Origin of the sequence: Paraburkholderia hayleyella, from assembly GCF_009455685.1 — a bacterium.
Taxonomy (GTDB): domain Bacteria; phylum Pseudomonadota; class Gammaproteobacteria; order Burkholderiales; family Burkholderiaceae; genus Paraburkholderia; species Paraburkholderia hayleyella.
This window is the reverse complement of record NZ_QPES01000001.1, coordinates 2,578,101-2,597,154: the sequence shown is the minus strand read 5'-3', so window position 1 is coordinate 2,597,154 and position 19,054 is coordinate 2,578,101. Positions and strand designations below refer to the sequence as shown.

The following is a 19,054-nucleotide window of genomic DNA, read 5'->3' as shown; positions in this document are numbered from 1 at the left end:
CCCGGTCTCGACGAGCCGGCCGTTGTCGAGCACGAGGATCTGGTCGGCATGCGCGATGCTGCGCAGCCGGTGCGCGATCACGACGACTGTCCGGTTGCGCACGAGCGCGCTGAGCGCCTGCTGGATTTCGGCCTCGGCGGACGGATCGACGCTCGCAGTCGCTTCGTCGAGCAGCAGGATCGGTGCGTCTTTCAGCAGCGCGCGGGCGATGGACAGGCGCTGGCGCTCGCCGCCCGACAGCGCCGCGCCGCCGGTGCCGAGCCGCGTGTCATAGCCATGCGGCAAGCGCTCGATGAAGCCGTGCGCATGCGCAAGCCGGGCGGCCGCGATCACGTCGTCGCGTGTCGCGCCAGGCCGGCCGAGCCGCAGGTTCTCGAGCACGGTGCCGGAGAACAGTACGACGTCCTGGAACACCATCGAGACCTGCGCGTGCAGCACGTCGGTGCCGATCTCGCGCACATCGACACCGCCGATCCGGATCGCGCCTTGCTCGACATTCCACAAGCGCGCGATCAGATGGACGAGCGTGCTCTTGCCCGCGCCGCTCGGGCCGACGATCGCGGTCAGCGTGCGTTCGGGCAGCGTGCAGCTGAGGGTGTCGAGTACCCGAGGCTCGCCGCTGCCGTAAGCGAAGCCGACGCCATCGAACACGATCTCGTAGCCGTCGGGTTTGCGCGGCGTGGCAGGCTCCGGCAGCGATGGCTCGTCGAGCAGCGCTTCGATCCGCTCCAGCGCACGCCGGGCGAAGCGCAGCAGCAGCGTGGTGAAGCCGATGTCGTACAACTGGCGATAGAGCGGTAGCGACAGCACGGCGAAGCTCAGCAGTGTGTCCACGCGCAGGCTGCCGCCTGCAACCTGGTAAGTCCCCGCCAGCACCATCAGCACGAAGCCCGCTTCGAGCGCAAAGCCGAATGCACCGAGCCATGGCGCGGGCTTGAGCTCGAGTCGCAACGCCGCATCGCGCTGCTGGCGCAGCGCACACTCGACACGCGACCACGCCGCGCCGAAGCGGCCAAAGCTGCGGATCACCGCGATCCCCTCGACATAGTCGTGCAACTCGGCCTGGGCATTGCCTGCCGCGCGTGCGAGCGCAGGGCTCTCGCGCGCGGCGAGGCGCTGGCCCCACCAGAGCGCGAGCGCGGCGAGTGGCAGGAGCGCGAGGACGGTCAGCGCGAGACGCGCATCGAGCCAGCAGAGAAACAGCAGCAGGAAGCCGGCCATGGCGAGGCCCGAGGCGAACACGCCGAGAAAATGCGACCACAGGTGCTCGACAAGCTCGAGATCGCCGGTGAGCCGTGCGCCAAGATCGCCGGTCCGCGCCTGCGAGAACCAGCCCATGGGCAGCCGTTGCAGATGTTCGGCGATCCGGATTCGCGCTTCGCCCATCATCGCGTAGGCGCCGCTGAAGACAAGCGGCAGCGCCCGCGCGCCGACGGCGATCCGCGCGAGCAGGCACAGCAGCATGCCTGCGGCGAGGGCGGCAATCGCAGCCGGGCTGGCGGAGCCGCCGAACACGCGCCGCAGCAGCAGGTAGAGGAGCGGATAGGGCGCGGCGCTCAGCAGCCCCTCGAGCACGGTGAGCGCCAGGCCCCGCGCGAGACGCGCGTCGTGTTCGCCCGAGAGCCGGTAGCCGGCTTGCAGCAGTTCGCGGATCATGCGTGGGCCTCCGGCTCGGCGTTCCGCTCGCCGCGGGCGAGGCCGTCTTGCCGCTCACCGAGCCGCCAGTCGCGCGCACGGTTGTGGTCGCGCCACAGTTGCCGGTAGGTCGGGCACTCGGCCAGCAATTGAGCATGACGGCCGTTGCCGACCACGCGGCCCGCGTCGAGCACGACGATGCGCTCGGCGTCGACGATGGTGTGCAGCCGGTGCGCGATCGTCAGCACGGTGCGGCCGCGGCACAGTGCCGTGAGCGCTTGCTGGATCAGCGCTTCGTTCTCGGCGTCCGCATAGGCGGTGGCCTCGTCCAGCACGAGCACCGGGGCATCCTTGAGCAGCGCGCGGGCGATCGACAAGCGCTGGCGTTCGCCGCCGGACAAACGCGCGCCTCGTTCGCCGAGCAAGGTGTCGTAGCCCTGCGGGAGCCGCTCGATGAACGCGTGCGCGCACGCCGCGCGGGCGGCGGCGATGACTTCGTCGCGGCTCGCGTTGGCGCGGCCAGCGCGCAGGTTGTCGAGCACGCTGCCAGGGAACAGGTGAACGTCCTGGAATACCGTTGCGACCTGCTCGCACAGCGCGTCGAGCGGCCAGTCGCGCACGTCGAGGCCACCGAGCGTCACGTGGCCCGCGTCGGCCTCGGCGAGGCGCGAGACGAGCCGCGCGACTGTGGTCTTGCCCGCGCCGCTCGCGCCGACGATGGCGGTCAGTTCCCCGGCGCGGGCGATGAAGCTGACGTCGGCGAGCGCGGCGCGTCCGTCGTAGGCATGGGCGACTTGCTCGAAGGCGATGTCGAGCGGCTGATCCGGCACGCGTGCGCCGGGTGTTTCGCGCAGCACGGGTGCGCCGAGCACCGCATTGACCCGCGCCAGCGCTTCGGCGCGGCGGTTCTGCTCACCGGCCGCGAAGGTCAACCGCAACAGCGGCAGCAGCACGGCTGGCGCGACGAGCAGAAATAGCAGATACGTCGCCAGATCCAGCGATCCACGCACGTAAAGCCAGGCGCCGAGCGGAGCGACGACGATCAGGTTGGCCGAGATCAGGGAGGCGAACATCACCCAGCCCAGCGATGCGGCGCGCGAGAACGCGGCGACCCACGCGGCTGCGCCGCGAATGCTTGCGGCCAACTGGCCGAAGCGTTCGGCAGAGACGCCGAAGCTCTTCACGACGTGGACGCCACGCACGTACTCGCCGAGCTCATCCGAGATCCGCCGTTGCAACGCGTCCCATTCGCGCATCCGGGACGCCGCGCCACGCATGGCGAGCCGCTGCGCGCAAAGCGCCAGCAGCAGCGGCGCGAGCGATGCGAGCGCGAGCCGCCAGTCGGCCGCGAACAGCAGCGCCAACGCGGCGAGCGGCATCGCGGCGGCGGCGGTGGCGTCGGGCAGCAGATGCGCGAGGAAGCCTTCGAGCGAGGCGACGTCATCGCCGAGCGTGCGGCGCAGCGAGCCTGATCCCTGCGCGCCGAAGAACGCCAGTGGCACTGCGCCGAGGTGCCGCGCGAGGCGCACACGCAGCCGGTGCAGCAGATTGATCGCGCCCAGATGAGCGGCAATGTGGCTCGCGCTCATCGCGGCGGCGCGCAGCGCGCTCGCCGCGAGCGCGTACAGCGCGAAGCGCAGTGCCGCAGCCGGGTCGGGCGTCGGCGCCAGCAGCACGACGGCGATCTGGTAGACACACCAGAGCGGCAGCAGATTGAGCGCCGCCGCTAAAACCGCCAGTGCGGCGGCGGCCCCGAGGGGCAGGGGAGCGAGCCGCAGCAAGCCGGGGAGCGTTAGCGCACGCGTATCGGCATCCGCCTTGCCGACGCCTCGCTCGGGTGCCCGATGCACGCCTGGGCTCATGACGCATTCCTGTGCGCGAGCCAGGCCTGCGCGTGTGCGACGGCTTGTGCATCGGTTGCGACGATCGCATACGGATGGGGCGGCTTGACCGATTTCGCCCGGGCGCGCATCCGTACTTCGAACGCCCCCCGCGTCGCGGCATCGGCTTCGATCCGCACCGCGCGGATACACCCGCGCCGTTGCAGCTCGATGGCGTTGCTCATCCGCAGCGCGAACGGTTCGCCGCGCGCATCAAGCGCCTCGATCTGGACGAGCAGCGCCTCGGCTTGTGCGTCGGGCACGGGCTCAGGCCGGTGAAGCTGGACGATCGGCCAGGCAGGGGTATCGACAGGCTTGATGGATTCGATGACTTCGATGACTTCGATGGATTCGGCCATGGCCTTGCCTCCTCAGAAAAAGTCGAGGTGGAGATTGACGCCGACGGTGCGCCCCATGTTGATCTGCGCGTAGGCGAGGCCGGGGCCGCCTGTGAATGCGTAGGTCCGGTACAGCCGGTTCGTCAGGTTGAGCGCGTACGCGGTCAGTTCGATGCGCGAGTTCGGCCGCCAGCCGAGGCGAACATCAACGGTCGTGTAAGACGGCTGGCTCAGCGAGTTGGCGACGTCGAAATCCTGCGGGCCGACACTCCTTACGTCGAGCCCCGGGCGCAGTGCGCCATAGCGCGTACCGATCCGTCCTTGCAGGTGCGCGCCGAAGCTGTAGCGCGGAACGAATGGCACGCGGTTGCCGCCATAGCTGATCCCATTGCCCGCGTCGAAGCGGCTGAACTTCGCTGCGGCGGCGGTGCCGTCCAGGCCCAGCGACCAGCCGGGCAGGAAGCGCCAGCCGGTGTTGAACTCCAGGCCGTTCGCGTAAGCGTGGCCCGCGTTCCTGATCGTCTGCGCGCCGACCGCGCCGACGTACAACTGCATGTCGCGGGTTTGCGTCCGGAAGAGCGCGGCCTGGAGGCTCACGTCGCCGTGCTCGTAGCGTGCGCCGAGCTCGTAGTTCATCGACGTTTGCGCAGCGAACGGCCGTGCATCGGCCAGCGCTGCTGGCGCGAGGTTGTAGCCGAGCGGCTTGTAACCCTGGGCGATGCGCGCGTAGACGCGCCACGCGGGGGTCAGCCAGTAACCGGCGGACAGTTGCCCAAGCACGTGATACCGGCTGTCGCTGCCGTCTCCGTCGAATTGGAGGGCACCGAGATAGCGGTTGTCGAAGCGCGTGTTCGCGGAATCGCGCGAGACGCGCACGCCGCCGCCGAGATCGAACGCTGGCGTGACGTGCCAGGTGCCGTCGCCGTAGACGGCGAGCGTCTGGCTATCGTTGTTCGAGCGCGTCACCGCCCCGGGCACGACAGTGGGGGTGAACTGATAGAACGTCGACGTGCGCTGCTGCATCACGTCTTGCCGGTACAGGCCGAACACGGCGTCCCACGGGCGGCCTTTGCCTTGCGTGGCGAGCTTGATTTCCTGCGTGTTTTGCCGCCAGCGCTCCGGCTGGTCGGCGAGGTACGGGCCGTACGGGAACGTGCGCGAAAAATGGACGTTCTGCCACGCGGCGACCCCGCTCAGCCGCCAGTCGCCGAAGCGGTAGCTGCCGGCCAGCGATTCGCTGTTGCTGCAGCGGTGCATCCTCGGGTCCGGCGTGCCTGGGCTCGCGCTCGACAGCGTCTTGGTATCGACCGCGTTGAACGGCAGATACACGTCCTGCTGAGCGCGGCTACATTCGGCGCTCACGCCGACGTTGATCTCCCACGGCTTGCCCTCCGGCGCGAGCCGCAAGCGCGCCGCCCCCGCCTGGTTGCGGACGCCGCCCAGATTGCTGCTGCCGCTCGCGGGGTTGCTCAGGTTGCCCGGCTGCGAATCGGCGACGACGCTCAGCGAGCCGTACAGCAACCCTGGCTTGAGCGCGCCGCTGATGTTGCCTTTCGTGTAGTAGCCATGGCGGCTTGAGAGCCCGCCGTCGACCGACGCGAGCGTTTCGCCATCGGGCTTGCGCGTGACGATGTCGATCACGCCACCCTCGGCGCTTTTGCCGTAGAGCGTGCCTTGCGGGCCACGCAGCAGTTCGACCTGCTCGACGTCGGTGAGCGTCTGGAGCGAGAACGTTGGCAACTGCGGGACGCCATCGATGTAGAAGGTGACGGCCGGGTTGTAGAAGTCCTGCGCGGACGCCACGCCGCGCACCGAGACGATCGGAAACAGCTCGCTGCCGGCCTCACTGATCTGCACGCCGGGCAACACGCGCGCGAGACCGGCGGTGCTGTGAACTTGCGCGTCGTCGAGCGCCTGGGCTCCCACCCTCGCCACGCTGCCGTTGATGTCCTTCACGGCCTGCTCGCGCTTGTCCGCGGACACGGTGATCGGTGCGAGCGTTGGGACGTCGCTGGCCGGTTGTGCGAGCGCGCTGGCGGACAGTGCGAAGCCTGCCGCGATGAGCGCGGGCGAAAAAGCGGAAGACCGCGAGGGGGGGCGAGCGAAAAATGGGATGGACGGCATGACGGCGTTTGCTAGCGTGGCTTGCTTCGGTAATGAACAAGTCAGCAAGGCTAGGGCGCGAAGACTCGGAAAAGTCGCACGATCGGTAGCGAAACAGCATAATCAGTAGTTAATAACGATTCTTATTTATACTGCGCGGATTGTGGGGCCCCCAGTAGGATCGCTAAGCGTTTCTCGTATCTCGTATTAAGTTTCGATGCAGGTTAGTCATGCCATCCGAAGTCACTCAATGCCGAGTCGTTTCGCCCGACGAACGGAACATCAAACCCATGCCCGGCATCCGCTGGGGACGGATCAGTGCGGACTTGCGGATTTGCCTCGTCGACGAGATGCCCCGCAGCGACATTCTGTTGCCGGCCGACGCGGGCCGGCACGTGTCGCTAGCGATGATGCTTGACGGCAGTGGGCACTTCCTGATGGATGGCGGGGCACCGTGCCTGTATCAGCCGGGCTGGTGCTATTTGAGCTGCGCGTGGGAGCGTTTTGGCGGGATCGATTATTTCCCCGCCTATCACCGTCTGAAAGTGGTGCTGCTGCAATATCGGGAAGACTGGCTCGACGCGCTGACACCGCTGCTGCTTGAGGTACAGCCGGGCGCGCAGCGTTATCTGCACCCGGCGCGGCGGGCTTGTGTGACGCGGATGCCGATGTCGCCCGAGCTGCGCGCGTTTGCCCAGACCTTGTTCGACGACGGCATTCCCGTGCGTCCACTCGATTTGTTGAAGCTTGAGAGTCACGCACTGTCCGTGTTGTGGCAGGTCGCGCACCGGTTGAGCGGCGGCGCGGGCGGGGACGAGGGCGCGCACGGCGGGCCGGCCGCGCAAGCCGACCGGCTGACGGGCCGCGAGCGGCGGCTGCTGGTCGGCGCTCGCGCGTACATCGACGCGCACTGTCTGGAGCCGCTTGAAGTGGCGACGATCGGGCGCGCGGTCGGCCTGGGGCATCATGCGCTGAAGCAGGGCTTCCAGACGCTGTTCGGCACCGGAGTCTACGGTTACGTGCTTGAACGGCGGCTTGAGCATGCGGTGAAGCTGCTTGACGAAAGCGCGCTGCCCGTCAAGGAAATCGCCTGGCGCTGCGGCTTCGCCCATGCGAGCCATCTTGCGCGGCAGTTCCGGCAACGCTATGGCGTCACCCCGCGCGCTTACCGCAGCCGTTGATTCTCCCGTACTGGCTCCATGCCTTGCCGCTGTGAGGTTTGTTAAACCCCTGTTAAAAACGGTCCGCGAGGTATCATTGCCGATTGGCGTTTTGTTTGCCTTGCGGCTGAATGTCCGGCTTGGCCTCCGGGTTCCCGGAGCGTAAAAGAAGCACGGCGGGAAGCACGGCGGAAGCACGGCGGGAACTGTGGGAGCGGCGGTAAGGAACTGCTGCAAGGAACTGCCACGAAAGGACGGGACGAGACCGCGGGCAGGCATCGTCTTCTCGCCTGAATTTAGCAGCACGATTTAGCAGCACGACGCAGCGTGCCTGTCACTGCTGCGCCCCGGCGTGTCGACCGACGCGCTTCACTGTCACTTTATCGTTCAAGCATGGCTGTCATGTCCGATCGTTTCTTCTCTCATATGTTTGGCGACGTTGTGCGCGACTACGGCCAGCCCGCGATGCTCTGGCAGGCCGGCGTGTTGCTGGTGACACTCCTGCTGGCCTGGGTGCTGGCGCGGGTGTTGCGCCGCTATCTCGATTTGCGCCGCCAGACGCGCTACGAAGCCTTGCGTTTTGGCGCGGAAAGCCTCAACCGGGCGTTTTTTCCCTTGATCGGTGCGGTGCTGGTATGGCTGGCACGGGCGATTACCTCGCCGTTCATGCATACGGCGTTGCTCAATCTGGCGCTGGTGCCGTTATTTGGCATCGGCCTGATTTACATCGTGTTCTTTTTCGCCCGGCGCGTGTTTGGCCGCTATGGCGAAAACCAGACCTGGCTGTCGCTGGTTGAGCGGCTGGTGTCGCTGATGGTCTGGATCGGCATGGTGTTGACCGTGATGGGCATTCAGGATGATGTGCTGGCCTGGATGGGCAGTGTGCATTTTCGTATCGCCAACACGCATCTGTCGCTGCTGTCGCTGTTCTCGGGGGTGCTGTGGGTGGGCGTGACGATGATCGTGGCGATGTGGCTCGGTTCCGCCTTCGAAGATCGTGTGATGCGGGCCAGCTCGCTCGACGCCAATCTCAAGGTCGTGCTGGCCCGGCTCGGGCGGGCGCTACTGGTGGTGGTGGCGGTGCTGGTCAGCCTGTCGCTGGTCGGTATTGATATCCGGGTGCTAGGTGTGTTTGGCGGTGCGCTGGGTGTGGGGTTGGGCTTTGGCTTGCAGAAGATCGCCAGCAATTATGTTTCGGGCTTCATTATCTTGCTCGACCGCTCGCTGCGGATTGGCGACACGATCAACGTGAGCAGCTTGCAAGGCATGGTGACGCAGATTCGTACGCGCTATACGGTGGTGCGTGGCCTCGACGGGGTCGAAACGCTGATTCCGAATGAAAAGCTCATCACCGATGTGGTGCAAAACAGATCGTCATTCCAGACGCAAGGTTATGCCAAGGTCGCAGTCCAGGTCGCTTACGAAACCGATCTGCCGCAAGCGATGGCCTTGCTCGTCGAAGCCACGCAAGACGTGCCGCGGATCTTGCAGGAGCCGGCGCCGGCGCCTTATCTGGTGGATTTCGGCTCGGATGGCATTGATCTCGAACTCGGTTTCTGGATTGAAGATGCCGCGACGGGCACGGTGAGTGTGCGCTCGGCGGTCAATCTGAATATCTGGCGGCTCTTTGCCAAACACGAGATTTCGATTCCTTTTGCGCAGCGCGAAGTCCGCATTCTCAATGCAGGTGGCATATTGCCGCAGAATGACGGGGCTGACGCAAGCCTTGCCGCGCCGCCGCGTGGCGCATGAGGCCACGAGGGAAGGCCTCTGGCCGGTATTGGGGGCCAGAATTTCCACCAGCCGCAGAAATTGCCCCTATTTTTTTCCAGACGATATACGGGAACGCTTCGCGTAGAATGGCGTCCAACCGCGCTGTAAGCTTTTATTCGCTTTCCTTCATTGACACCCGCTGTTCCACCAGGGTGCCATCGACCTAAAAGGTAAATAGCCTTGCTGAATTCCCTGCTCGACTTCCTGGCTCACGGACTGCTGCGTTTTTCCTGGTGGCAGCTCGTTATCTACACGTTCGCTGTCACACACGTGACGATCATCGGCGTGACTGTCTATCTCCACCGTTGCCAGGCGCATCGCGCGCTGGACCTGCATCCGGCGGTGGCGCATTTCTTCCGTCTCTGGCTCTGGATGAGCACGGGCATGCTGACGGGCCAGTGGGCTGCGATTCACCGCAAGCACCACGCCAAATGCGAAACCGAAGAAGATCCACACAGCCCGCAAACCCGTGGCATCTGGAAGGTGCTGCTGGAAGGCGCCGAGCTTTATCGTGCCGAAGCCAAAAACGAAGAAACCATGCGCAGGTTCAGTCATGGCACGCCCAATGACTGGATGGAGCGCAACGTCTATACCCGTTACCCGATTTTGGGCGTGAGCCTGATGATGATCATCAACGTCGCGCTGTTCGGCGTGGTGGGGTTGACGGTCTGGGCGGTGCAGATGATCTGGATCCCATTCTGGGCCGCGGGCGTCATCAATGGCCTCGCCCATTTCTGGGGCTATCGCAATTTCAATTCATCGGATGCCAGCACCAACATCTTTCCGTGGGGCATCCTGGTTGGCGGCGAAGAGTTGCATAACAACCACCACACCTATGCGACCTCGGCCAAGCTGTCGAACAAATGGTACGAGTTCGATATTGGCTGGATGTATATCCGGATTCTGTCGGCGCTGCGTTTGGCCACGGTCAAGAAAGTCGCGCCGATGCCGCGTTTGGCCGCGGGCAAGCTGGTGCTTGACCAGGATACTTTGCAGGCCGTGCTGGCAAACCGTTACGAAGTGATGGCCCGTTATGGCAAAGCGCTCAAGCGGGCTTACCGCCAGGAGTTGGCGCATCTGAAGGAAGTCGGCGCGCGCGAAAAGTACTTGCTGGTCCGCGGTGCGCGTAGCTGGTTTCACAAGGAGGAAGCGGGCCTGGATGAGCCGCAGAAGCGCCAGTTGCCACAAATTTTCGCCAGCAGCCAGAAGCTGCGCACGTATATCGAGTTGCGCAATGAGCTGGCCGCGATGTGGGAGCGCTCGAATGCCTCACGCGAACAATTGCTGCTTCAGTTACAAGACTGGTGTGTGCGGGCTGAACAAAGCGGCATCAAGGCCCTGCAGGAGTTTGCAACCCGGCTGCGCCGCTACGCCTGAGCTTGAATTCCATTAAAATCCGATGACGTCACAAAAACCCCGCGTTGGCGGGGTTTTTGCATTTGGGGCTAGTAAAACAGCCCGGCAGGCGCATCAACCAAGGCAGAGGAGACCATGAACCAGGCGATCAGGAGCGTCGAATATGACCGGCCGCAAGCGTCGGGCACGACGTGTGGCGTGGGTGAAGCGTGGGCCAGCGTGCCGGAGACACCTTCAGCGGAAGAAAAGATCGCGCTCAAGACACGCATTCGCGCTTTACTCGCCCGCGAAAAAGCGGTGCTCGTGGCGCATTACTACGTCGATGCCGAGCTGCAGGAGCTGGTCGATGAAACCGGTGGCTGCGTGGCGGATTCGCTGGAAATGGCGCGTTTTGGTCGCGATCACGAAGCGCAAACGCTGGTTGTCGCAGGGGTACGCTTCATGGGCGAGACGGCGAAAATTCTGAGCCCGTCCAAGCGGATTCTGATGCCTGATCGGGATGCGACGTGTTCGCTCGATCTGGGCTGTCCAGTTGATGATTTTTCCGCGTTTTGCGATGCGCACCCAGACCGCACCGTGGTGGTTTATGCCAATACCAGCGCGGCAGTCAAGGCGCGAGCGGACTGGATGGTGACGTCGTCGATCGGGCTTGAAATCGTAGCCGAGCTGCATGCACGCGGAGAAAAAATCATCTGGGCGCCGGACCGTCATCTAGGCGGTTATATCCAGAACAAGACAGGTGCCGATATGTTGCTGTGGCAAGGCTCATGTCTCGTTCACGACGAATTCAAAGGGATCGAACTCGATTTGCTGCGCGCGCAATATCCGCAGGCCAGGGTGCTGGTGCATCCCGAGTCGCCCGCGAGCGTGGTGGCGCTGGCCGACGTGGTGGGCTCCACGACACAACTGATTGACGCCGCCCAGCGGCTGCCCGCGACGCATTTCATCGTGGCCACCGATCTGGGTATCTTGCACAAGATGCGTCTCGCGGCACCGGGCAAAACGTTCATCGCGGCACCCACCGCAGGCAACAGCGCGACGTGCAAAAGCTGTGCGCATTGTCCGTGGATGGCGATGAACGGTCTGGCCAATCTCGCTCGCGTGCTTGAGAGTGGAAATAACGAAATCTTGATTGACCCGGCGCTGGGCCAGCGGGCCAGACTGCCGATCGACCGGATGCTCGATTTCGCTGCCAGGCATAAGACGCGTGTGCAGGCAAGCGGCGATCTGGCACGCGATCGGATGCTTTTTTCTAATGTGGGAGCGGCATGATGGCTGCACTGGACACTACGTTGCTGGATCCTGTTTCGCCGTTATCCGGGCAAATCCGGGCTCAATACGGCGAGATTTTCGCTGCCACGCTGAGACGCAACGTGATGGATGCGCTTGCCGAGGATATCGGCGCAGGGGACCAGACCGGGCGTCTGGTGCCTGCTGAGGCGATGCGCACAGCGCGTATCGTGGTGCGCGAGGCGGCGGTGTTATGCGGTGTGCTCTGGTTTAACGAGGTGCTGCATCAGGTCGATTCGCGTATCGAGGTGCGCTGGCATTACCGCGAAGGTGCGCGGATGGCGGCGGATTCAACCGTGTGCGAGCTGTATGGGCCGGTGCGCGGATTATTGACCGCCGAACGTAATGCGCTGAATTTTCTTCAGCTTTTGTCGGGCGTATCGAGCGCGACCCGGCGCTATGCCGAAGCGGTGTCGCATACCTCCGCGCGTATTTTCGATACCCGTAAAACGCTGCCGGGCCTGCGTTTGGCGCAGAAGTACGCCGTGCGCATTGGCGGCGGTGAGAACCAGCGGCTGGCGTTGTACGACGGCATTCTGATCAAGGAAAACCATATCGCGGCGGCCGGTGGGGTGGGTGCTGCCATGGATGCGGCGCTGGCGCTGGATGCGGGGGTGAGTATCCAGATCGAAGTCGAAACGCTTGAGCAGCTTGACACCGCGTTGGTGCATGGGGCGCAATCGGTCCTGCTGGATAATTTCTCGTTCGACGCGATGCGCGATGCGGTGCGTATGGCTCGAGGGCAAGCGGTGCTTGAGGTATCGGGCGGGGTGAGTTTTGAAACGGTGCGGATCATCGCGGAAACAGGGGTTGATCGTATTTCGGTTGGGGCGTTGACCAAAGACGTCCGGGCGACGGATTACTCGATGCGTATTGTTTGATGCTGCTTCGGAGCGATGCCGCGGAGGTGAGGTTGATGCGGCGCCGACGTGCGGTTGATCTGAAATAAGCCGCCGTTTTAAAAGGAAAAGGCCATCGAAACCCGGTTTCGATGGCCTTTGTACTTTGTACTGTGGCTGACCCGCTTACACGTTGCGATTGCGGATATGTTCAGGTGCGAGGACCGTGGGTAGCGCTTTGGGCAGCGTCGCCGGCCAGTCGCGGCTGTAGTGGAGCCCGCGGCTTTCGCGCCGCGAACGCGCACTATCGACAATCAGCGTGGCCACCTCCACCAGATTGCGCAGCTCAAGCAGATCGCGGGTGACCTTGAAGTTCGCGTAGTACTCGTGGATTTCGTCGCGCAGCAGCATCAGCCGATGTTTGGCTCGCGCCAGCCGCTTATCGGTGCGCACGATACCGACGTAATTCCACATCAGGCGGCGCAATTCGTCCCAGTTGTGGGCGACCACGACCTCTTCATCGGGATCGGAGACCCGGCTTTCATCCCAGTCGGGCAGGGGCGCGTGTATGGCGCCGCCGAAGCCCTCGTGCTCGATTGCCGCCGCCGCTGTGCGGCCCGTGACAAGGCATTCGAGCAGCGAATTGCTGGCCAGCCGGTTGGCGCCGTGCAACCCGGTGCATGCGGTCTCGCCGACGGCATACAGGCCGCTCAGGTCCGTTCGGCCAGACAGGTCGGTGACCACTCCGCCGCAGGTGTAATGCGCGGCCGGAACGACGGGAATCGCTTCTTTCGTGATGTCGATGCCGAATTCAAGGCAGCGGGCCAGGATGGTTGGGAAATGTTCGTGCAAGAACGCGGCGGGTTGGTGGCTGATATCAAGATAAACGCAATCGACGCCCCGTTTTTTTATTTCAAAGTCAATCGCGCGCGCCACGATATCGCGCGGTGCGAGTTCAGCCCGTTCGTCGTGATGGGGCATGAAACGCGTGCCGTCGGCAAGCTTCAGAATGCCGCCTTCGCCGCGCACGGCTTCGGAGATCAGGAACGATTTGGCGTAGGGATGAAAGAGGCAGGTGGGGTGGAACTGGATGAACTCCATGTTCGACACGCGGCAGCCTGCGCGCCATGCCATCGCCACGCCGTCACCGGTGGCCGTGTCTGGATTGGTGGTGTACAGATACACCTTGCCTGCGCCGCCTGTCGCTAAAACGGTGTGGGGCGCTTCAATCGTGACAATGCGATTGGTGGCGAGATCGAGGGCATACAGGCCGTGACAGCAGCGCCCCGGCAGGCCCAGCCGGTCCGAGGTGATCAGGTCGATGGCGTAGTGATTTTCCAGCAGCGTGATGTTCGGATGATGCCGCACCCGTTCGCCCAGCGTAGCGACCACGGCATGGCCGGTTGCATCGGCTGCGTGAATGATGCGCCGGTGGCTGTGTCCGCCCTCCCGCGTCAGGTGAAAACCGAGTTCGGCTGCATCATCGCGGGTAAAGGGCACGCCCTGGCTGATCAGCCATTCGATCGCTTCCCGGCCATGTTCAACGATGAAACGCGTGCTGGCTTCGTCGCACAGGCCACCGCCGGCGATGAGCGTATCGCGGACGTGGTTTTCAATGCTGTCGCCTGAATCGAGCACGGCAGCGATGCCGCCTTGGGCCCAGTCGCTGGCCCCTTCGGCCATGGGCCGCTTGGCGATGATAGCGACTCGCCGGGTTTGCGCGAGATTAAGGGCAACACTCAAGCCAGCCAGACCGCTGCCGACAATAGCGACATCGAAATTCATCTCCGAAAAGCTCCAGATTCTTTAGGGTTGCTGCGACAGGCAGCGTAAAGAAAAGAGAATACGCGCTGGCTGCTGGCTGTTACGGCGATCCGTTAGCCGAAAGGCTTTAAGCGCAAATGTTCAGATGCAAAAACAGGGGCGGTGGTGAACCGCTGAAGCGAAAACCCGCGCAGAAAAACAAAAGCCCCGCACGAATGCAGGGCTAGTGTCATGTTGTCTTTTCAGACTGAAACCAGATCGAGGATTACTTGATCTTGGTTTCTTTGTACTCAACGTGCTTGCGGACGACGGGATCAAATTTCTTGATCAGCATCTTTTCAGGCATGTTGCGTTTGTTCTTGGTGGTTGTGTAGAAGTGACCCGTGCCAGCGGTCGATTCTAGCTTGATCTTGTCGCGTGCGCCTTTTGCCATGATTTACTCTCCTTAGGCGTTTTTGCCGCTAGCGCGCACTTTTTCGAGCGCGGCGTCAATGCCGATTTTGTCGATCAGGCGCATAGCGGCGGTTGTCACGCGCAAACGCACGAAACGCTGCTCGCTTTCTACCCAGAAGCGGTGCCATTGCAGGTTCGGCAGGAACCGGCGCTTGGTCTTGTTGTTTGCGTGGGAAACGTTATTGCCGCTTTTCGGGCCTTTCCCAGTTACTTGGCATACGCGTGCCATCAGAGCACTCCTAATACGCTTAAATTCTGAGTTCGAATGCCGCGAAAAACTTGCCTGGAAGCCGTGCCGAGCAGAAAAACCGGTCATTCCAACCTCAACCGGTTACAACCTGCAACCTTTTACAACCTTTTCTCACAACCTTTGCTCACAACCTTTGAATCAACAAACCCATCCAGCTGGATGGGCTCAAGGCTGATTGCTAAAAATTGCCCAAAATTGCTAAAAAAGCTGGTTCTCTGGATCGACCCGCAACTTCCCGGAATATTTTTGTGACGTTAGAACCGGGTTGGAAACAGGAAAAAAGCGATTCTAGCAGAAAAAAAGCCGAAAAATCAAACGCTTTTTGTTCTGGATGCTGCGGACAGCAAGGGCTGGGGCCCGGCTGGGAGAGGCATCCTGTCTGGCCGTTCCGGCGCTAAATCCAGCCCGTCTGGGCAAACGAGTACGTATCGCTCGAACCGATCACCAGATGGTCGATCAGGCAGACGTCGATCAGTGCCAGGGCTTCGCGTAACACGCGGGTCAGTTTGTGATCGTTGGCGCTGGGTTTGACGGCGCCGGACGGATGATTATGCGCCACGATCAGGCTGGCGGCGTTCAGTGTCAGCGCCTGGCGCACGATCTCGCGCGGATAGACCGCCATGCGCGTCAAGGAGCCCCGGGCGCTTTCTTCCGATCGGATCAACTGATGACGCGCGTTCAAAAACAGGCAGACAAACACTTCATGCGGCCGGGCGCCGATCAGCAGGCGCAGATAATCCTCGACGGCCTGGGGAGAATCGAGCAGCGAGCCTTCACTCATTTTTTCTGCCAGCGCGCGGCGGGCCAGCTCAAGTACAGCGAGCATCTGCGCGATTTTGGCGGGCCCAATACCGTGCAGCCCGTTGAAATCGGCAGGGGTTGCGTGGAGCATCGCGCGCAGTGACTGAAAACGCCGAAGTAGCGAGCGCGCCAGTTCGAACACGTTGCGCCCTTGCATGCCGGACCCGAGCACAAGCGCGATGAGTTCCGTGTCGGAGAGTGCGGTGGGCCCCACGTTGAGCAATCGCTCTCGCGGCATGTCGCGCTGGGGCCAGGTGCGGCAACGCCCGCTTGTTCCGGCTGGCGTGGGTTCAGGGAGGTCATTCGAAACGTGCCCGATGACGTCGATGACAGGCAAGAAACAGTGGGTGTTTTCCATCGTGGATCTTCCGTAGGGGAGGGCTGGGCGGGCGTCGGGCTGCCTGAGCGCCGCGATCCCGCTTTAGCCGGGGAGAAATATGTGGCTTACAATGTCGCCTTCGCATGCGGCGCTGCCTGTGCTGCTGTGCTGTCACAGTCTGCCCAGATGGCATATGCCCTTATCCGCCGCGCTTCACCGCACACGCGTTCGCGTGTCTCGCGCTGACTGAACCCGTTGATCGAACCTACACCATGAGCATTATTGACATCTCCGAAGTGAAACCTGGTTCGCACGTCACGCTTCATTACCGCCTGGCGCTAGCCGATGGCACCGAGATCATCAATACTTTCACTGAAAAGCCCGCTACGCTGCTGCTGGGGGTAGGCCAACTGGCACCGCCGCTGGAAGATATTCTGCTTGGCCTGAAGGTCGGGCACCACTCTACCTTTCAGCTAGCAGCGGGGCAGGCATTCGGGCCGCGCAATCCTGAACTGCTCCAGCGGGTATCGCTGGCCACGCTGCGTGAAAACAGCATGATTGGTGAAAATTTCGCTCCGGGCGACCTCATCGAATTCAACGCGCCCGATGGTGGGCGCTACGCCGGGGTACTCAAGGAAGTCGGCGAAACCTCGGCGCTTTTTGATTTCAATCACCCGCTTGCGGGCCAGGCGCTGGCATTCGAAGTGAAAATCATCGGAATTTTGTAAATCATGGGCATCATGGATACGACACTCGCCGAAGCTGAAATCCTGCTGGCGCAGCCGCGCGGATTTTGCGCTGGCGTCGATCGGGCGATCGAAATCGTGGAACGCGCGCTCAAACTGCATGGCGCACCGATATACGTCAGGCATGAGATCGTGCATAACGCATATGTGGTTGAGGACCTGCGGAAAAAAGGCGCGATTTTTATTGAACTGCTCGCAGAGGTGCCTGAGGGCAATACGGTGATTTTCAGCGCGCATGGTGTGTCGCAAGCCGTGCGTGCCGAAGCCGCGGAGCGGGGGTTGCGAATCTATGACGCGACCTGTCCGCTCGTCACGAAAGTGCATATCGAAGTCGCCAAGATGCGCCAGCAAGGTTTCGATATCGTGATGATTGGCCACAAGGGGCACCCTGAGGTCGAAGGCACGATGGGCCAAACCGACGAAGGCATGCATCTGGTCGAAGACATTGCCGATGTCCTGGCGCTTGATCTGGCCGATCCCGAGCGCATTGCCTTTGTCACGCAGACCACTTTGTCGGTGGATGACGCCGCCGAAATCATCGCCGCGCTCAAGACACGTTACCCGGCGATTCGTGAGCCGAAAAAGCAGGATATCTGTTACGCCACGCAAAATCGTCAGGATGCCGTGAAGTTCATGGCGCCGCAGTGCGATGTGGTGATTGTCGTTGGCAGCCCGAACAGCTCCAATTCGAACCGCTTGCGCGAAGTGGCCGAGAAGCGCGGCATTCCGTCTTATATGGTGGATTCGCCCGATCAGATCGACCCAGCCTGGGTCGCGGGCAAGCGCCGCATTGGCGTGACCGCTGGCGCATCGGCCCCCGAGGTGCTGGCTCAGGCGGTGATCGGACGTTTGCGTGAGCTGGGCGCCCGGAATGTACGGGCGCTCGATGGCATCGAGGAAAACATCGCGTTTCCGTTGCCGCGCGGGCTGGGCCTGCCTGCTGAATAACAGGGCGGCCGGTTTGGCGGGTTCGTTCAGGCCATCGGGCTATTCTGCGCCCGATGGCCCTTGATCGGGCCGGGCTGTCCGGTTCCGTGTTTTTTTGTGTGTTGGTGTGTTTGTGTATTGTTTTCGGGTTGTTTCCGGCTTCTGGTTTCTAGTGACGGGCTTCATCCGGCGGGGCAGTTTTGCTGATCGCTGGCGGCGGCGCGTCCTGGTTGTTGCGCGCCCAGAAAAACCGGTCGGGGATGCACGCCCCCATTCCTGGGCGAAACGCTGAACGCACGGCGCGGTAGAGATACTCCTGGGCTTCGCGTACGGCATCGACGGGCTCCTGGCCATTGGCCAGCAGTGCCGCGATGGCTGAGCCCAGCGTGTCGGTGAGCCCCATCACCCGCTGGGTATCGCGCTCCCAGATATCCTGACGCAATTGTCCATCGTCGCTATAGAGCGTATTGACGAGCCGGTGCGTGCCTGTTTCCAGCGACAAAATATATTCGCAGCCTTGCGCCAGCAAATGAGTGATCGCGGCTTCAAGGCTGGGTGCATCGGCATCGCCATCGGGCTGCGCGAGTGCGAGGAGCGTGGCGGGGCCGGCGACGAGCAGCGAGGTTTGCGGCACCAGCAATTCAGCCATGGCTTCGCGTAATTCGTCGGCGGCGAGCATATGTTCGTCGGCGAGTGTGAAATCCGGGGCAAGTATCAGCGGCACATCGTCGTAATCGGCCACGACTTCCGCGATGGCGCTGACGACTTCGGCACGAATGGTCGCGCCCACCTTGAAGACCGCGATGGGCATGTCTTCAAGCAGCATGCGCGCCTGGGAGGCGACCACTTCGGGTTCGAGACTGGTCACTTCGTCGCAGCCTGCCGAATCGCGCACGGTGTAGCCAGTGAGTACGGTAACGCCATGGCAGCCCATGCTGGCGAGCGTCATCAGGTCGGCTTGCAGCCCGCTGCCGCCGGTTGGGTCGGAGAGGCCGAAGGTGAGAGCGATCGGGGGGGAGGCACTAGGCATGAAAAATGAAGGAAAGTGAGAGGGACCGATAAAACACGGTGGGCGGCTACGCCGGCTGCCCACCCAACTGGCTGGATTATGCGGCCTAAAACGCCACCAGGGCGTTTTTTCACACCGCCGCCCGCAGGCGCATCGCTAGGCACTGGGGCGGCAACACGGTACCATCACGGCTCCCGTTGTGCGGGGTTCCCCTGATTTTTGACTCGATACAAGCATGGAATACAAAAGCTGGATGTGCCTGATTTGTGGCTGGATTTATGAAGAAGAAGCCGGATTGCCCGATGAGGGCATCGCACCTGGCACGCGCTGGGAAGACGTGCCGATCAACTGGACTTGTCCCGAATGTGGCGCGCGCAAGGAAGATTTCGAAATGATCCAGATCTAGGAATC

General features: G+C 62.7%; 16 protein-coding genes and 1 pseudogene. 8 read left to right on the top strand and 9 right to left on the bottom strand.

Translation table 11 applies throughout. The features are described from left to right. Positions 1-165: 165 nt before the first annotated feature. From GH657_RS18300 to GH657_RS11505, 4 genes and pseudogenes are all read right to left on the bottom strand, one after another. Positions 166-1,656 (bottom strand): annotated as a pseudogene (locus GH657_RS18300) (ABC transporter ATP-binding protein); the annotation flags it as partial. Beyond that, complete coding sequence (locus tag GH657_RS11515; RefSeq protein WP_153100883.1) at positions 1,653-3,497, bottom strand: ABC transporter ATP-binding protein; 1,845 nt, start codon at positions 3,495-3,497, stop codon at positions 1,653-1,655. The pseudogene GH657_RS18300 and the gene GH657_RS11515, both read right to left, overlap by 4 nt. Continuing rightward, the gene (locus GH657_RS11510) at positions 3,494-3,874 is read right to left on the bottom strand and encodes a hypothetical protein (protein ID WP_153100882.1); all 381 of its coding nucleotides are present in this window, start codon (positions 3,872-3,874) and stop codon (positions 3,494-3,496) included. The genes GH657_RS11515 and GH657_RS11510 overlap by 4 nt, the downstream gene beginning before the upstream one ends. Before the next feature lie 12 nt (positions 3,875-3,886). Further along, the gene (locus GH657_RS11505) at positions 3,887-5,977 is read right to left on the bottom strand and encodes a TonB-dependent receptor (RefSeq protein WP_153100881.1); all 2,091 of its coding nucleotides are present in this window, start codon (positions 5,975-5,977) and stop codon (positions 3,887-3,889) included. A 209-nt stretch (positions 5,978-6,186) separates the two neighbouring features. Between GH657_RS11505 and GH657_RS11500 the strand changes: the two genes are divergently transcribed. The 5 genes from GH657_RS11500 to nadC all read left to right on the top strand — a co-directional run bounded on the left by GH657_RS11500 (position 6,187) and on the right by nadC (position 12,416). Then, positions 6,187-7,137 (top strand): helix-turn-helix transcriptional regulator, encoded by a 951-nt coding sequence (locus GH657_RS11500; protein WP_153100880.1) that lies wholly within the window; start codon positions 6,187-6,189, stop codon positions 7,135-7,137. Between the two features lie 381 nt (positions 7,138-7,518). Next, the gene (locus tag GH657_RS11495) at positions 7,519-8,868 is read left to right on the top strand and encodes a mechanosensitive ion channel family protein (protein WP_153100879.1); all 1,350 of its coding nucleotides are present in this window, start codon (positions 7,519-7,521) and stop codon (positions 8,866-8,868) included. 201 nt (positions 8,869-9,069) lie between these two features. Then, positions 9,070-10,266, top strand: coding sequence for a DesA family fatty acid desaturase (locus GH657_RS11490; RefSeq protein ID WP_153100878.1), 1,197 nt, complete (start codon positions 9,070-9,072; stop codon positions 10,264-10,266). Between the two features lie 114 nt (positions 10,267-10,380). Beyond that, positions 10,381-11,517, top strand: a complete 1,137-nt coding sequence (gene nadA, locus GH657_RS11485; protein WP_153100877.1) for a quinolinate synthase NadA — start codon at positions 10,381-10,383, stop codon at positions 11,515-11,517. Further along, a complete protein-coding gene (gene nadC, locus GH657_RS11480; RefSeq protein ID WP_153101736.1) occupies positions 11,517-12,416 on the top strand; it encodes a carboxylating nicotinate-nucleotide diphosphorylase in 900 nt (299 codons plus the stop codon). Before nadA ends, nadC begins: the two co-directional genes overlap by 1 nt. A gap of 144 nt (positions 12,417-12,560) precedes the next feature. Here the strand turns inward: nadC and nadB are convergent, their stop codons facing one another. The 4 genes from nadB to radC form a co-directional block, all read right to left on the bottom strand. Then, positions 12,561-14,159: an L-aspartate oxidase gene (gene nadB / locus GH657_RS11475; protein WP_153100876.1), complete on the bottom strand. Its 1,599-nt coding sequence runs from the start codon at positions 14,157-14,159 to the stop codon at positions 12,561-12,563. 244 nt (positions 14,160-14,403) lie between these two features. Then, positions 14,404-14,571: a 50S ribosomal protein L33 gene (gene rpmG, locus GH657_RS11470; protein WP_007180630.1), complete on the bottom strand. Its 168-nt coding sequence runs from the start codon at positions 14,569-14,571 to the stop codon at positions 14,404-14,406. A gap of 12 nt (positions 14,572-14,583) precedes the next feature. After that, positions 14,584-14,820, bottom strand: a complete 237-nt coding sequence (gene rpmB, locus GH657_RS11465) for a 50S ribosomal protein L28 (protein ID WP_153101735.1) — start codon at positions 14,818-14,820, stop codon at positions 14,584-14,586. A gap of 415 nt (positions 14,821-15,235) precedes the next feature. Next, positions 15,236-16,000, bottom strand: a complete 765-nt coding sequence (radC, locus tag GH657_RS11460) for a RadC family protein (protein ID WP_153100875.1) — start codon at positions 15,998-16,000, stop codon at positions 15,236-15,238. A 233-nt stretch (positions 16,001-16,233) separates the two neighbouring features. On the opposite strand from radC, the gene GH657_RS11455 reads away from it, so the two are divergent. Continuing rightward, on the top strand, positions 16,234-16,689 hold the full coding sequence (locus tag GH657_RS11455) for an FKBP-type peptidyl-prolyl cis-trans isomerase (protein ID WP_153100874.1): 456 nt from the start codon (positions 16,234-16,236) through the stop codon (positions 16,687-16,689). 3 nt (positions 16,690-16,692) lie between these two features. Beyond that, entirely contained in the window at positions 16,693-17,655 is a 963-nt protein-coding gene (gene ispH / locus GH657_RS11450) for a 4-hydroxy-3-methylbut-2-enyl diphosphate reductase (protein WP_153100873.1), read from the top strand. A gap of 148 nt (positions 17,656-17,803) precedes the next feature. Here ispH and thiD read toward each other — a convergent pair whose 3' ends face one another. Next, positions 17,804-18,664 (bottom strand): bifunctional hydroxymethylpyrimidine kinase/phosphomethylpyrimidine kinase, encoded by an 861-nt coding sequence (thiD, locus tag GH657_RS11445; protein WP_153100872.1) that lies wholly within the window; start codon positions 18,662-18,664, stop codon positions 17,804-17,806. 214 nt (positions 18,665-18,878) lie between these two features. On the opposite strand from thiD, the gene GH657_RS11440 reads away from it, so the two are divergent. Further along, positions 18,879-19,049, top strand: coding sequence for a rubredoxin (locus GH657_RS11440; protein ID WP_153100871.1), 171 nt, complete (start codon positions 18,879-18,881; stop codon positions 19,047-19,049). The last annotated feature ends 5 nt before the right edge of the window (positions 19,050-19,054 follow it).